Origin of the sequence: Mycoplana rhizolycopersici (genome assembly GCF_013378445.1) — a bacterium.
In the GTDB taxonomy this organism is placed as follows: Bacteria; Pseudomonadota; Alphaproteobacteria; order Rhizobiales; family Rhizobiaceae; genus Mycoplana; species Mycoplana rhizolycopersici.
The window spans coordinates 42,461-57,374 of record NZ_JABXYK010000003.1; the positions used below are offsets into that span (position 1 = coordinate 42,461).

Consider the following 14,914-nt stretch of genomic DNA (forward strand, 5'->3'; position numbering starts at 1 on the left):
GAAATTTGCCGCACTGCGCAACGGGGATCGCGGCAGATTCCGGGCTCAGAGCGCGATCGTGCCCTCGGCGATCGCCTGCTCCAGCCGCCCGACGGCATCCGCCAGCTTTTCGTCGACGACATGCAGGTATTCCGTCCAGTCGCCGACGTGCTTCAACTCCGCTTTTCCGTCGGATATGCCCCGCAAGCCGATGAGCGGAACCTCAAAGGCGTTGCAGGCACGAAGGACCGCATAGGTCTCCATGTCCACCATGTCGGCGTCGATCGTATCATAGGTAGCGCCCGAAACGATGTTCGCCCCGGTCGAAAGCCGGGCTTCGGCGATGCCGGGCACGCGCAGCGGCAGCGCTACGGCAATCGGCAGGTCGACAAAAGGCGTCGCACCCTTGGCAAAGCCGAGCGGGGAGGCGTCCATGTCGCGATAGGACACGCTCTTCGCCTGATAGATCCCGGCCTGCTCCAGCGTCGCCGAACCCGCCGAGCCGAGCGAGACGACGAGGTCCGGAAGGTTGTCGCGTGCCTGCAGATGCGCAAGCGCGCTGGTCAGTTGCACGGCGGCTTCGACAGGGCCGACGCCCGTCATCAGCGGCGATATCCGGCTTCTGAGGTGCTCGCCGTATTCGGCGTCGACGGCCATCACGTAGAGCAGGCTTTTGTCTGCGACGTGTTTCAGTTCGTAGCTCATCCCGCGACATCCTGGCGTCCGCGGACGACCATCATGGTGCCGGTCATCGAGGCGATCAGCTTCGCCGGGCCGTCGGTGATGGAATAGGCCCGTCCGTCGGCAACGATGATGTTTGAGCCGGGCTTCGTCACCTCGCCGCGAAACAGGAACCAGTCGCCGCGCCCCGGAGACATCAGGTTGACCTTGAACTCGATCGTCAGGATCGAGGCCTCGGCGTCGATCACCGTATAGGCGGCGTATCCGCAGGCGGAGTCGAGGGCGGCGGAGATGACGCCGGCATGCAGGAAGCCGTGCTGCTGTGTCAGCTTCTCGTCGAACGGCAGTTCGATTTCCACCGTGCCGTGCTCGACGCGCGTCAGTTGCGCCCCGATCAGCCCCATCGCGGGCTGGCGCCCGAAGCTTCTGGTGATACGTTCGCGGAAATCCGCTGGCGGAAGGTCTGTCATGTCGCTCGTTCTGCTTCGCGGGCCTGAAGCGAGAAGCCCGCGCCCGTTGTCGGGGCAAACCCTCGCACGCGCGCCCGCTCGCTGCAAGGCGTCAATTGAGCGCCACGATCGCACCGTTGAGGACGGCTGCGAAGGACGTCCAGGCGAGATAGGGAGCAAACAGAAGGGCAGACGGTCCATCCTGTTTCCAGCTGGAAAGGATGTAGAGCAGGACGCTCACCACGAGTCCGATGACGACGATGAGCGCGAGTGCGGGCTCGCGGAGGCCGAAGAACAGCGGCGACCAGGCGAAGTTCAAGGCGAGTGCGGCCCACCAGAGCCGCATGGCCGCGGTCCTGCGGAAATTCATGAAGGTGCGCGCGCCTGCGACGGCGATCATCGCATAGAGCAGCGTCCAGACCGGCCCGAAGACCCAGTCCGGCGGATTGAAGGCGGGCTTTGCCAGCGATCGATACCAGGCGTCCGGCAGGTTGACGAGGCCGATGAGCAAGCCGCCGCCGACGACGAGCACGAGAAACGATAGATAGGTCAAGGCTTTGCTGTTCATGTCGCTCAGTTAGGGCGCGGTCTCTTCCGTGTCCAGTCTGCCGGGCAGACCATTGCACAGGTGGGAAGCCGCCCTACATGTTTTCCATGGATCACGCGATCGAGATCAGGCCGGGACGCACCGCCGACGTCTTCGCGATCGGCCGGGTGCTGGTGGAAACCTGGAGGGCGACCTTTCGGGGTCTGCTTGACGATGCTTTCCTCAAGGGCATGTCGCCGGCCGAGCAGGCCGTTCGTCATATGGGCCGAAGAAATGCAGCCGGAGTCGGCCATTTCGTGGCCATCGAGCGGAAAACCGGCAATCTGGTCGGCTTCATCAACTACGGTCCGGCCCGCTACGCGACGCCCACTCCCGTGGGCGAGATTTACGCGCTCTATGTCCTGCCGGCTTATCAGGGCCGCGGCATCGGCGCCGAACTGGTGCGCAGCGTAGCCCGCTACATGGTCGAAGGCGGTGCCGTCACGCTCAGTGCGTGGGTGCTTTCCACCAATCCCAACCGCGTCTTTTACGAGCGCCTTGGGGCATCTGTCGTCGAAATCGGCATCATCACGCTCGGCGGGCACCGCTACGAACAGGTCGCATATGCCTGGCACGATCTGCACCTGCTGATCGCGCGTGACGCCGGCGCAGCCTGAAGCGTGCCCGATCGGGAGGCGGCGTCTCTACGGAAAAGAACTGCGCGGCATGGCAAGCCTGGTGCGTGATACCGTCCGAGGGACCGGGCAGGTTCAAGTCTTGCCGAAGCGGACGATGTGCTGGTCCCAGGCAAGATCTGCCTGCCGGTCGTCAAAGCGACCGTCATAGGAGGAGACGGCAAACCCGCGTTTCGAAGCCGCAATGCCTGCAGCATCGCTAACACGGTCCTCACGGATCACCCGGCCGGTGCCTGTGTCGATTGTCACCGCCGTGCCGCCTTTCGGCGATGTCAGGCCGACGATCCCCTGGCTCCGGTTGACCGCGATCGCGCCGACATAGTTGGCAAGTCCTTGCGTCGTCGCCGCCGGAAGTTCCAGAAAGGCGATGTCCTCGCCCTTGGCGAAGTGACCGGCGAGCGGCGGCAGATCGTTGCGCGGCCCCTCGTACTGGCAGGCGAACCAGACGCGACCCTTGCCGTCGATATCGACATGCCGGGTCGAAAGCTGGCGCAATCCGGACGGCATCGCATGCCGCTCGATCAGCGCGCCGGTGACAGCATCGACCAATGCCAGCGACGGCTCCATGTGGTCGAGGTTGAGCTTGGTGCGGCCGAAATCCGGATGCGTCTCGATGCCGCCATTGGCAACGACCAGCATGCGCCCGTCGTCGGAGACGGTCATGTCGTGCGTGCCGATGCCGTAGGTGTCGAACTCGCCGATGCGTCGGTAGCGGTCGGTCGCATCGTAAAGCCCGATCACGCCGCGGTTCTCGTCGAAATCGTTCTCGCTGGCATAGAGCAGCCGTCCGTCCGGCGAAAAGCTGCCGTGCCCGAAGAAGTGCCGCCCCTCTCCGGCGTGGATTGTCACCGGCTCCACCTGCCGACGCGTATCGAAGATCATGGCGAAGGTGCCCGGGCGCCGGGCGAAAGCTGCGGCATGGCCGCTCTGAGCGCTATAGGCCATGCCGTGGCTTCGCGCGGGTAGCGACACCTTGTCGATGATCGTCCCGTTCTCGGAAAGCGTGGCGACGCCGAAGCTGCCGTCGCGCGCCATGAAGCCGGAGGCGAACACGGCGTCGCTGCGCTCCAGCGCGTATAGCGCCGAGGGGGCAAGCGTCGCCGTCCAGGCGGCGCCTGCCATTTTCATGAAGCTGCGGCGATCGAGAAGCGGTGTGCGCATGCTTTCCTCTGTCGTTCGGAGCCGGTCAAAGCCATCCGCGATGCTTGAAATAGAGATATGGCAGGAGGCTGGAAAGCCCCATGAGAGCCAGCGCGCCCGGATAGCCCAGATTCCATTGCAATTCCGGCATCATCTGGAAGTTCATGCCGTAGATCGAGGCGACGAGCGTCGGCGGCAGGAACACCACGGAGGCGACCGAGAAGATCTTGATGATCTGGTTCTGCTCGAGGTTGATCAGCCCCAGCGTCGCATCCAGCAAGAAGTTTATCTTGTTGGACAGGAACTCCGCATGCTCGCCGAGCGAGGCGGCGTCACGCTGGATCAGCTTCAGGCGCTGCCGCGTTTCCTTCGGCGCACGCCGGCCGCCGCGATCTTCGACCGCGGTATGATAGGCGATCAGCCGGCCGATGCTGACGAGACTTTCGCGAACGGCGGTCAAAAGGTCGCCCTTCAACCCGATCCGGTCGATCAGCGACTGCAGGTTGCGCGTCGTCTTCGTCGCGCTGGCGCTTTTCTTGCGAAAGACCTCCCGCGAAATCCCGTCGATTTCGAGGCCGGCATGCTCCAGCGCGTCCGCGGTCCGGTCGATCATCGCCTCGATAAGGCCCAGCATGGCCGCCTCGCCGGAGCTGCAGGGCGCTCCGTTCGTCTTCTGGCTGCGGGCGGCGAAGGTGGAGAACGGTCGCGGGTCGGCATGCCGCACCGTCACGAGCGTCGGCCCCTTGAGGATGAACGTCACGGGCACCTTGGCGGGCACCTCGCTGTCGAGCGCGGCGACCGCGGTCATCGTCATGAATTGCGCGCCCGCCTCCTGATAGAGGCGGTCGGACAATTCGATCTCCTGCATCTCGTCCCGTGTGGGGATCTCGATGCCGAGATTGTGCTCCACCAGGCGCGTTTCGTCGCCCGTGGGGCTTAGGAGATCGCACCAGATGGCAGGCTGCAATGTGGCGTCGCCGAAGGAATCGACGCGAACGAGATGGTTCTCGCGGTTTTGGAAGATGGACAGCATAGCAGGCTCCATGCGGCGAGTCGGTCGACCGCCGGAGCCCTTTGAATCAGGACCTGACGATCGAAAGTTCTGCGACTCGACCTCGACTGTCGGGGTTCATCGGATTGGTCCTTTTGTCACGTGCCGCAAGTGTCCGGCGCGAAAGCCATCTGCGCCTTTGGGGCGCCGTTGTCAAAGCCTTTCGCTCAGTCGCCGTCCGAGAAGGAGAAGCCGGCGCCGAGCCCGATCGCGCCGCCGAAATCGTTGCTGAGCCGAAGCACCAGATCGCGCGCATTGATGATCAGGAAGTCGATCTTCTTGCGCTCGGTCGGTTCCGTGACAGCCTTTTCGATGTCGGTGTCGATCTTCGGCGCTGTCCGCTCCAGAGATTTCATCACGAACTCGACCGATCCTGCGATCGAGGCCTCGCCGGGATCCAGCAGCTCTTCCATTCCAGACTTGCGAAAAAGCGTACTCAGCCCGTCCAGATTGCCTTCGATCGATTTCCAGGTGTTGCCGGAGCGCCAATAGACAGCCGATTTCGGCCGCGGCGGCGTGTCCTCGCCCTTGTAGAAGGACTCGATGCGCTGGTCGCGAACGGTCTCTGCCCCGTGGACGAGAACGCCGAGCAGGGCTGTGATCGCCTCCTTGCCGTCGCGGAAGACCGGGTTGTCAGGGCCGGGATGCTTCCAGTCCTTCTGGACGCCGTCCGGCTTTTCCCAGTCGGCGCTGAGCGAGGTTGCCGTGGCGGCGATGTTATCGGCCACCGCCGCGCCGAAGCGGCAACGGAAGCTGCCCTTACCTGTGTCGAGCACGTCCGCTCCCGTGCCGTAGAGGACGTATTCCAGCGCTCCCAGCCCCTGCACCGCGACGCTCTTTCCGGGAAGCGTTGCGGGATCGGTGTCCTTCTCGTTGGCCTTTGCCAGCAGCGACTGCACCTGCTTCAGCCCGGTGCTCTTGCGGTCGGGGTAGAAAAGGATGCGTTCGAAGCGGTTCTGCTCAAGCACCGGACCGTCGCGCACGATCTCGATGAACGACCATTTCTCAACCGTATCGTCGAAGGCAGCGTGCGCCGCAGCCCTGGTGTCGGGTGAGGGGGCCGCGCAGTAGGCTGCGACAGCCTGAGATAATCTCTTTGCGGATGCGCTGAGATCGCGGTAGCCGGGGCGGATCACCTCGTCCACCGCGCGTTCCATCACGGGCAGGATCGCCGCATCGGTCAGCTCGACCGGGGGGATCGGATTGGCGTCCTGCGCCCAGGCCGGCAGCGCGAAGGCGGCGGCTGCAAGGCCGAGAAGGGCGTGACGTAGGCGGGGGGCGCGAAGGGGCAGCATCAAAGAGACTCCAGAAAGGTCAGGAGAGCGTCACGATCGGCCTTGTCGAGGTCGATGAAGCGTTGGCGGGCGGCCTGCGCCTCGCCGCCGTGCCAGAGGATCGCCTCCGTCAGGTTGCGGGCGCGTCCGTCGTGCAGGAAGAAGGTGTGGCCGCTGACGGTCTTCGTCAAGCCGATACCCCAAAGCGGCGGCGTGCGCCACTCCCGGCCATTTGCCAATCCGACCGTCTGACCGTCGGCGAGCCCGTCGCCCATGTCATGCAGCAGAAAGTCGGAATAGGGCCAGATCAGTTGGAACGCCTGCGCGTTGTCGCGCGCATCGCGACGGGTGACGAACTTCGGCGTGTGGCAGGCAATGCAGCCGATGTCGTAGAAGGCCTTCTTGCCCGAAAGCGTCTGCGCGAAGCTCGCCTTGCGGCGGGCAGGCACGGCCAGGTTTTCCGAGTAGAAGGTGACGAGGTCCAGCACCGGATTGGGCGCCTCGGTGTCGCCCAACCGTTTCTGCACGCCATCCCGCATGGCGAGGCAGGCCGTCTGTGCCGGCGTGCAGTCGCCTTGGGACGCGGGCGCCAGCGGATTGGAAATGCCGATGTCGTTGGCGAAGGCTTCGGCGCTCTGCCTGCGCACGCTGGGGTTCTGCGCCTTCCAGCCGAAGCGGCCGAGCGCCAGCTTTCCGCTTTCCCTGTCGCGCACCAGCGCCGCCTTGCCGCTGATGCCGTCGCCGTCCCTGTCGTCGGGATCGGCGAGCGCCATGATGTCGGCCTCATGGATCGCCTCGATCAGCCCAAGCCCGATCATCGGCGGCGTCATGCGCGGCGAGAGCGTTGTCGCAGGATCCATCGCGCCATAGCCGAGGTCTGTGACGGAATAGTGCGGCCGGCGCAGCGATACCGTTTCCCCGCCTTTCAGCGTCACGGTCTCTTCGGAGTATTCGACCTGCATGCGCCCTTCGGCGGCAAGCCCGGGAACGGCAAAGTCCTGAAGCTGGCCGCCATAGACCGGGTCGGGGAGGTTCAGAACCTGCAAGGCATCGAGTTGAGCGCGCTCGTCATCGTCGGCCGGCGGCCGCGCGAGCCGGAAGAAAGTGGTGCTGGTCGTCGCGCCGGGCTCCGGCGGGCGCCCGCGCCCGTCCTTGAGGTGGCAATTCTGGCAGGCGCGCGAATTGAACAGCGGGCCGAGGCCGTCGGACGCATGCGTGGAGGAGGGGGAAGACACCCAGACCTTCCGAAACAGCGCGTTTCCGAGCTTGAAGCCCTCTTCCTGCTGAAAGGTCAGGTTCTCGGAAAAATGTGAGAAGCTGTCGGCGTTGACGGGCGCAGTCGACGTCGCCGCGCCGCCGGACATTGCCTCGTAGCGTTCGGCTTTCGAGAAATCGCGCGTCGGTCGGGTAATCGCTTCTACCCGTGACCTGTCCGGTGTGGACAGGTCGGTGCGCTCGCCAGATCCCGGCAATTCGTCGAAGCCGAAGGCTCCACCGGCTGCGAGCGACAGCAGCAACGCGCCGAGAAGGGCATACGGGCGGTTGAAGGGTGCTGTGCTCATTTCAAGATCGGGCCGCATCGGTGGGATGCGGCCCGCCTTTTGCATCTTATTGGAAGATGGCGTTAGGATTGTCCAGGCTGTCGGAACCTTCAAGCTCGATCTTGCCGAGGTCCAGCGCCGAGATGACGCGTTCGATCGTCTTCGTCTGGTTCACGAGACCGTCGATGGCGGCCTGCACGACGGCGTTGCCTTCCGCGTTGCCCTCGCCGATCATCTGGTCGTAGGCCTCGACTGTATCGGCCCGCTTCACCATCGCCTGCATCGCGGCAATCGTCGTGTCGAGTTGCGCCTTCATTTCCTTGTCGAGCGCCGGGTCCTTCGCGGCAACCAGTTCGGAGAGTGACGGACCGGTCATCTTCGTGCCGTCCGCGCGCACGTACTCGCCGGTATAGGCGCTCTGGATGCCGAGCGCGTCATAGTAGTGAGAGTTGTGCGTGTTGTCGGAGAAGCAATCGTGCTCTTCCTCCGGATCGTGCAGCAACAGGCCGAGCTTCATCCGCTCGCCGGCGAGTTCGCCGTAGGAGAGCGATCCCATGCCGGTCAGGATGGCGCTGACGCCGCTCTTCGGGTCGGCGCTGACGGCCTTGGTGGCCTCGCCCTCGGGGGCCCACTTGTCGACCATCTCCTGCAGGTCGGCGACCAGAAGCTCAGTTGCCGACCTCAGGTAGGCGGCTCGGCGGTCGCAATTGCCGCCGGTGCAATTCTTCGTGTCGAAGTCGGTTGCCGGGCGGTTGCCGGCGCCGGGTCCGGTGCCGTTCAGGTCCTGGCCCCAGAGCAGGAATTCGATGGCGTGGTAGCCGGTGGCGACGTTCGCCTCGACGCCGCCCGCTTCCTGCAGCGTGCCTGCCAGGAATTCGGGCGTCAGGTTGGTGGCGTCCACGTCCTTGCCGTCGATCTTGATCTTCGGGTTGGCGATCACGTTGGCGACGAACAGCGCGTTTTCATCGCTCTCGGTGCCGTAGTTGGCGTCGACATAGTCGATCAGGCCTTCATCGAGCGGCCAGGCGTTGACCTTGCCTTCCCATTCGTCGACGACGGCGTTGCCGAAGCGGTAGACTTCCGTCTGCTGGTAGGGGACGCGTGCCTTGATCCAGGCCTCGCGTGCCGCCTTCAGCGTTTCGTCGGTCGGATTGGCGATCAGCGCATCGACGGCAGTCGAAAGCGCCTTGGCGGTAGAGAGCGCGTCGGAGAACTTGGCATGGGCGACATCGACATAGTGCTTGACGACGGCGGCATCGTCGGTTGCGGCAAATGCCGGCTGGAAGGCGAACGCTGAGGTCGCCGTCAAAAGCGCCAGCGCTGCCGTGCGGAGGAAGGACGTCTTCATGTTGTCTCCTGGGGTCCCATAAAAGGTTTCGTTCCTTCCCGGCGCCCCTCCCCCGTGCGGGCGAACGATGTGCCGGGACCTCGCCCGTAGCCGGGCGATGGATAGTATCAGGCGGACTTCTCTTCGCGCAAAATTAAACTTGTGTCAAAGTGTATAGTTTAGAATAATTCAACGCTTGCGCAATACTGCTGGGGACGTCTGGCATCTCGCAGAACGTAGATTAATGCGGGGGGATTTGCTCAGGTCTTGCGGCCCATGGCGCAGAAGAAGAACCCGTCCGTTTCGGTCGAGGCCGGGGTCAGGGTGACCGTCTTCATGTCTGCAGACCATGGCTGCGGCTTGTCCGTGCCGAACAGTTCCTCCCAGGCGCCTGCCGCCGACAGGATCTCGAACTCGGGATTGTCCTCGCAGAAGCTGTAGACCTGGTTCTCGTTCTCTTCCGGCAGAACCGAACAGGTCACGTAGACAAGCGTGCCGCCCGGGCGAACGAAGCTCGCGGCACTCGCCAACGCTTCTTCCTGCTGGGCCAACCTCTCCTCGAGGTTCTTCTCGGTCAGCCGCCATTTCGTGTCCGGCCGCCGCCGCCATGTGCCGGTGCCGGTGCAGGGCGCATCGACAAGGACGCGGTCGAAGCGGCCGGCAAACGGCGCCAGCGAGGAGAGGTCCTCGTGAACCTGGACGTTGCGGGTGCCGGCGCGCTTCAGGCGCTCGATGATCGGCGCCAGCCGCTTGCGGTCGGCGTCGTAGGCATGCACCTGGCCCTTGTTGTTCATCGCAGCGGACATGGCGAGCGTCTTGCCGCCGCCGCCGGCGCAATAGTCCAACACCTGTTCGCCTTCCTGCGCGAAGACGAGATCGGCGACGATTTGCGAGCCTTCGTCCTGGACCTCGAACCAGCCTTTCTGGAAGGACAGTTCCGCCGTGACGTTCGGCAGTCTCGACGGGCCTTCGCCGGCCGGGATGCGGATTCCGTGGCGTGCAATCCTGGCACGCTCCGCCCCGCTGCGCTCCAGCGCCTTCAGCACTTTCTCGCGTGTGGCCTTCAACGTGTTGACGCGCAAATCGAGGGTCGGACGCCCGGTCAGAGCCTTCGCTTCATCGAGCCAGTCCTCGGAGAAGTTCTCCTCGAACGAGGGCTGGACCCATTCGGGAATGTCGCCCTGTACGTGCAACGGCGCATCCGCAAGCCTGCGGCCAGCAAAGGCCTTCAGGCGGTCGGCGGGAAGTTCGGGGGCGAACTTGTCGCCCTCCAGTTCACGAGCGAGGCTTTCCGGCGTCAGGCCCCATTGCCGCAGCATCACGCCGAGGCCGAGCGAGGCAGCACTGTCGTCATCCATCATGTAGGCGTGTGACAGCTTCATCCGCAGGGCGTCGTAGACGATGTTGCCGATCGCCGCCCTGTCGCCGGAGCCGGCAAAACGATGCGCGAGGCCCCAGTCCTTCAGCGCATCGGCGACGGGACGCTTGCGCGCCTCGATATCCGCCAGAACCTCGATGGCTCCCGAAAGCCGTCCGCCCAATCGCATTGCTCAACTCCATTTTGCCGCCGTGGTAGCGGCGAAGCGCGGCGAGAGCAAGCCGTTGGCGCCGAATTGTGTCGGGACCGGTCTTTGCGGGTGTGGTCGCCCCAGGGAGCGGCCACGCCATGAGATGAATTGGCCGAGGCTCCGCAGGCGAAGCCGGTCCGCCTGTCGGACGTCAGCTGACGATCTGATAACAGACGCTTGCATGCCCCGCACCGATCATGCCGATCTGCGATGCGGCCGCCTTCGAAAGATCGAGGACCCGGCCGCGTATGAAAGGACCACGGTCGTTGATGCGAACGACGACGCTGCGGCCGTTTTTGGCGTTGGTGACCTTGAGCTTCGTGCCGAAGCGCAGGGTCTTGTGGGCGGCCGTAAGCTTGGCCGGATTCATGCGCTCTCCGGAGGCAGTCTTCGAGGTGAGCGCATACCAGGATGCACGGCCACAGCCGGCAGCCTCGGCGGTGGATGCGAAGGTTACGGGCGCAGCGATAATCAATGCGGCAAGTGCCACAGTAGAGGACTTGATAGACATGTTGACCCCTCAGTGCTGGTGTCCAGTATCTTCTGACAGGTCTGTCTATTGGGGCGAAAAATGGCGAAAAATGGCCTTGGCCGGCGCGGTCTACTTGCCGATGATCTATGAATGAATTTGCATAGAATGCTGTCTATCCTTCCGGATTTCCGCATCGATTTCTAAAATGCCTTTAGAATCAGTGCGAACCTTCAAGTGTTGACAGGCGTGGAATTTTCTGCCGACCTCTGCCGAGAAAACTGGAAAAAAGTTGCACATCAGCCGAATTTGGTACGCCAATCCGAATCTTTTTTCTGATGGATGCCATCGCAGGTTGCGAAAAAGAGGCCAAACTTGGGCGCGTCAACGCACTTTCGGTAACCGGTTGTTAACAAAGTCGTTGGTTCAGCCATGCCAGCTGTCGTCGTTTCGCATCTGGGCGAGCGACATGCGGTAGTCTGGATAGCGGAACTTGAAGCCGAGCGCCCGCATTCTGGCATTCGAGACGCGCTTGTTCTCGCCGTAGAAGGAGCGGGCCATGGCCGAAAGCTCGGCCGTCTCGAAGGGGATCTCGGGGGGGATTTCCACGCCCAGCAGGCGCGCGGCCTCGGCCACCACGTCCTGCGGCGGCCCGGGCTCGTTGTCGGTGATGTTGAACACGCCGGACTGGCTGCGTTCGGCCAGAAACAACGCCGCTGCGCCGATGTCCTCCACACGGATGCGGTTAAACACCTGGTCCTTCTTCACCAGCCGCCGCGCCGTGCCCTCCGCGACGTTGCGAAGCGCGTTTCGCCCTGGGCCGTAGATGCCGGCAAGGCGCAGGATCGCGACCGGGACCCCGCTTGCCTGCGAATACGCGAGCCAGCGGTTTTCTGCGTCCACGCGCTCGATCGAGCGGGCGGAGACGGGGTGCAGAGGCGTGTCCTCGTCCACCCACGCGCCCTTGTGATCGCCGTAGACGCCCACGGTGGAAAGATAGCCCGCCCATCGCAGCTTTGGCATCAGCGCGCCGATCGGCGGGACGCCGTCACGAAACAGTGGATCTCCGTTCTTGCCAGGCGCAATCGACTGCACGAGGTGGGTCGTCTTGCCCATGGCCTTGAGGAGCGTGTCGGAGATCGTCTCGCCGTCATAGACGATGGCGTCCATCCCCAGAGCGGCGAGCGCGCCTGCTTTTTCGTGGGAACGTGTCGTACCGGCTGCCGCGTATCCTGCCGCCTGGAACGCCTGCGCGATCGCGCGGCCGGAGAAGCCCGCTCCCAACACCAGAAGACGCATGATCAGACCTCCGTCGCTGCCTCGTATTCCGCCCGCACCTCCGGGTCGGCCTCTTCGGCTGCTCTTCTAGCAAACTTCTGGAAGTTTTCTCTACCCAGCACTTGCCGTAGCGCCCAGACGGCCATGCCGCGCACGGTGGGGGAGGGGTCGCTTGCCAATAACTCGCAGATCGGCGCGAGCGCGGCATCACCGCTGTTGCCCGCAGCGATCAGGACATTGCGCACAAAGCGGTCGCGGCCGATGCGCTTTACGGGAGATCCGGAAAAGCGCGTCCGGAACGCGGCATCGTCGAGCGTCAGAAGCTCGGCAAGTTTTGGCGCGCGCAGGTCGTCGCGTGCGTGAAACTTCATTTCCGCCGCAACGGCCGCGAACTTGTTCCAGGGGCAGGCGGCGAGGCAATCGTCGCATCCGTAGATGCGGTTGCCGAGCAGGGGGCGCAGTTCGCGCTCGATCATCCCCTTGTGCTCGATGGTCAAGTAGGAAATGCAGCGGCGGGCGTCGATCCTGTAAGGTGCCGGAAAGGCGCTCGTCGGACAGGCGTCCAGGCATGCCCGGCAGGAGCCGCAATGGTCGCGCTCGGGGGCGTCGGCTGCGAGGTCGGCGGTGGTGAACATGCTGCCGAGGAAGAGCCAGGAGCCGAATTCACGGCTGACGAGGTTCGTGTGCTTGCCCTGCCAGCCAAGCCCTGCCTGCATGGCAAGCGGCTTCTCCATCACCGGTGCGGTATCGACGAAAACCTTCACGTCCTCGCCGGCGCGCGCGGCAAAGCGGGTTGCAACTTCTTTCAGCTTGCCCTTGATGACGTCGTGGTAGTCCCGGTTCTTGGCATAGACCGAGATTGCCGCGCTGTCCTTCATGGCCAGCACGTTGCGCGGGTCTTCGTCGGGGCCATAGTTCATCCCGAACAGGACGACCGACCGCACCTCGCTCCACAGCACGCGGGGGTCGGCGCGGCGATCACGCGTCTCCGCCATCCAGTCCATGGTGCCGTGATAGCCTGCGGCGAGAAAGTCATCGAGACGGGCAGGCGCGTCGGGGATGGAATCCGGCCGCGCCACGCGACAGACGTCGAAGCCCCTGTCGGCTGCCTCGGCAAGGAGGAAGGCCTTGAGCTTTTCCCGCTGCCGCTCGCTCCGGTCCGCGCTGGTCGCCGCCCCGGCCATGGCCATCGTCGCCCTAGAAATCGAGGTCCGCGTAGTGCGAGACCGGGGTTACGCCGCGCACGCGCTCGGCAAGCAGCGGCCGGAACGACGGGCGCGACTTGATGCGCTGGTACCAGTCCTTTGCCTGCGGTGCATCCTGCCAGTTGATCTCGCCCATATAGTCGAGCACCGAGACAGCCGCCGCCGCTGCAAGATCGGCGTAGCTCAGCCGGTCGCCGGCGAGGTAGGTGCGCGAACCGGCGAGCCACGACAGATATTTCATGTGCTGGCGGACATTGGCGCGCGAATTGCGCAGGATCTTGCTGTCCGGAGGGCCGCCGCCCTGGTCGGGCGTCATCTGCAGCTTGAAGATCCGCTCACGCACGAGCGGCCGGGTCACATCCTGCTCCATCTTCTGCAGGAACCATTCCACGAGGCGGCGGATTTCAGCCCGCTGGAACGGATCTTCCGCCAGAAGCCGCCGGTCGCGCTTCAAGACGCCGTGCGTCTCGTCCACATATTCGGAAATGACCATGGCGCCACAGAGCGCCCGCATGCTGTCGTCGACATAGACGGGCAGCGTCCCTGCCGGGTTCAAAGCCAGAAAGTCGCGCCGGTTTTCCCACGGCTGCTCCTCGGCGAGATCGGTCTGATAGCCGTATTCGGTCAGAACCAGCCGGATGAAACGGGAGGAGGAAGACATCGAGTGATGATAGAGGGTCGGCATAAGGCTTTTCTTTTGATGATCGTCGGAGGAAGTGGACCGGCCGTCGGCCGGGAAATGCGTTTGCGCTGTTCACGACTCCTGACACAAAGCTATAGGAAGATGACAACGCAAACACAAGCGAATCAGTTTTTGATGATCGCTTGCGACATCATCTCTTCAAGGATTTTCCATGGCCGACCAGTCGATTGTCAGCGCCCTCGTTCTCGGAGTGATCGAAGGCCTGACAGAGTTCATCCCCGTGTCCTCGACAGCCCACGTCCTGCTTGCAGGCCACTTCATGGGCTTCAAGTCCCCGGGGAATACATTTGCCGTCCTGATCCAGCTCGGCGCTATCCTGGCGATCCTTGCCGTCTACGCGGCCAAACTGATCCATATCGCATTGGCCCTGCCGACCAGCGTTGAGGCGAGGCGCTTCGTCTTCTGCGTCCTGCTTGCCTTTCTGCCGGCCGCGGTCATCGGTGTCTTCGCCCATGATTTCATCAAGACGGTCCTGTTCGAGACGCCGCAGTTGATCTGCATCGTGCTGATCCTCGGCGGCATCGTGCTCTACGTCATCGACCGGCTGCCGCTGAAGCCGCGCTACAAGGACGTGATGGACTATCCGCCGTCGCTGGCGCTCAAGATCGGCTTCTTCCAGTGCCTCGCCATGATTCCCGGCACCTCGCGTTCGGGCGCCACGATCGCCGGTGCCCTCTTGATGGGAGCGGACAAGCGCTCGGCCGCGGAATTCTCGTTTTTCCTCGCCATGCCGACGATGCTCGGCGCGTTCACGCTCGACCTCTACAAGAATCGCGACGCATTGAGCTTCGACGACGGCATGCTGATTGTTGTCGGCTTCGTTGCCGCCTTCTTCTCGGCGCTGCTGGTCGTCCGCTCGCTGCTGGACTTCGTCTCGCGCCGCGGTTTTGCACCCTTTGCGATCTGGCGGATCGTCATCGGTATCGCCGGCCTGATCGGCCTGGCGCTCTGGGGGTAGGGAGATTTCGCGAACCCGATCGGTTCGCGCAGATGCGTGCGCCTTCGGGCGCAGATATCAAGGGCCGGGC

General features: G+C 63.8%; 15 protein-coding genes. 2 read left to right on the plus strand and 13 right to left on the minus strand.

Going from position 1 to position 14,914, the window contains the following annotated elements:
- Positions 1-45 precede the first annotated feature (45 nt).
- From HV823_RS05435 to HV823_RS05445, 3 genes are all read right to left on the minus strand, one after another.
- Complete coding sequence (locus tag HV823_RS05435; RefSeq protein ID WP_176948741.1) at positions 46-684, minus strand: 5'-methylthioadenosine/S-adenosylhomocysteine nucleosidase; 639 nt, start codon at positions 682-684, stop codon at positions 46-48.
- Entirely contained in the window at positions 681-1,130 is a 450-nt protein-coding gene (locus tag HV823_RS05440) for a PaaI family thioesterase (protein WP_176948742.1), read from the minus strand. Before HV823_RS05440 ends, HV823_RS05435 begins: the two co-directional genes overlap by 4 nt.
- Positions 1,131-1,221: 91 nt before the next feature.
- Complete coding sequence (locus tag HV823_RS05445) at positions 1,222-1,677, minus strand: TspO/MBR family protein (RefSeq protein WP_176948743.1); 456 nt, start codon at positions 1,675-1,677, stop codon at positions 1,222-1,224.
- Between the two features lie 77 nt (positions 1,678-1,754).
- Here HV823_RS05445 and HV823_RS05450 point away from each other — a divergent pair, with 77 nt between their 5' ends.
- Positions 1,755-2,312, plus strand: a complete 558-nt coding sequence (locus HV823_RS05450; protein WP_176948744.1) for a GNAT family N-acetyltransferase — start codon at positions 1,755-1,757, stop codon at positions 2,310-2,312.
- A gap of 93 nt (positions 2,313-2,405) precedes the next feature.
- Here the strand turns inward: HV823_RS05450 and HV823_RS05455 are convergent, their stop codons facing one another.
- The 10 genes from HV823_RS05455 to HV823_RS05500 form a co-directional block, all read right to left on the minus strand.
- Complete coding sequence (locus HV823_RS05455) at positions 2,406-3,491, minus strand: DUF1513 domain-containing protein (protein WP_176948745.1); 1,086 nt, start codon at positions 3,489-3,491, stop codon at positions 2,406-2,408.
- A gap of 25 nt (positions 3,492-3,516) precedes the next feature.
- A complete protein-coding gene (locus HV823_RS05460) occupies positions 3,517-4,503 on the minus strand; it encodes a magnesium transporter CorA family protein (RefSeq protein ID WP_176948746.1) in 987 nt (328 codons plus the stop codon).
- A gap of 185 nt (positions 4,504-4,688) precedes the next feature.
- Positions 4,689-5,816, minus strand: coding sequence for an imelysin family protein (locus tag HV823_RS05465; RefSeq protein ID WP_176948747.1), 1,128 nt, complete (start codon positions 5,814-5,816; stop codon positions 4,689-4,691).
- Entirely contained in the window at positions 5,816-7,357 is a 1,542-nt protein-coding gene (locus tag HV823_RS05470) for a di-heme oxidoreductase family protein (RefSeq protein WP_176948748.1), read from the minus strand. The genes HV823_RS05465 and HV823_RS05470 overlap by 1 nt, the downstream gene beginning before the upstream one ends.
- A gap of 46 nt (positions 7,358-7,403) precedes the next feature.
- Entirely contained in the window at positions 7,404-8,684 is a 1,281-nt protein-coding gene (locus HV823_RS05475; protein ID WP_176948749.1) for an imelysin family protein, read from the minus strand.
- A gap of 239 nt (positions 8,685-8,923) precedes the next feature.
- A complete protein-coding gene (locus HV823_RS05480; RefSeq protein ID WP_176948750.1) occupies positions 8,924-10,210 on the minus strand; it encodes an RsmB/NOP family class I SAM-dependent RNA methyltransferase in 1,287 nt (428 codons plus the stop codon).
- Positions 10,211-10,382: 172 nt separating this feature from the next.
- On the minus strand, positions 10,383-10,742 hold the full coding sequence (locus tag HV823_RS05485) for a septal ring lytic transglycosylase RlpA family protein (protein ID WP_176948751.1): 360 nt from the start codon (positions 10,740-10,742) through the stop codon (positions 10,383-10,385).
- 384 nt (positions 10,743-11,126) lie between these two features.
- Complete coding sequence (locus tag HV823_RS05490) at positions 11,127-11,999, minus strand: SDR family oxidoreductase (RefSeq protein ID WP_176948752.1); 873 nt, start codon at positions 11,997-11,999, stop codon at positions 11,127-11,129.
- Positions 12,000-12,001: 2 nt separating this feature from the next.
- Entirely contained in the window at positions 12,002-13,162 is a 1,161-nt protein-coding gene (gene queG, locus HV823_RS05495; RefSeq protein ID WP_176948753.1) for a tRNA epoxyqueuosine(34) reductase QueG, read from the minus strand.
- Between the two features lie 13 nt (positions 13,163-13,175).
- Entirely contained in the window at positions 13,176-13,868 is a 693-nt protein-coding gene (locus HV823_RS05500) for a glutathione S-transferase family protein (RefSeq protein WP_176948754.1), read from the minus strand.
- A gap of 169 nt (positions 13,869-14,037) precedes the next feature.
- Between HV823_RS05500 and HV823_RS05505 the strand changes: the two genes are divergently transcribed.
- Positions 14,038-14,844 (plus strand): undecaprenyl-diphosphate phosphatase, encoded by an 807-nt coding sequence (locus HV823_RS05505; protein WP_176948755.1) that lies wholly within the window; start codon positions 14,038-14,040, stop codon positions 14,842-14,844.
- The last annotated feature ends 70 nt before the right edge of the window (positions 14,845-14,914 follow it).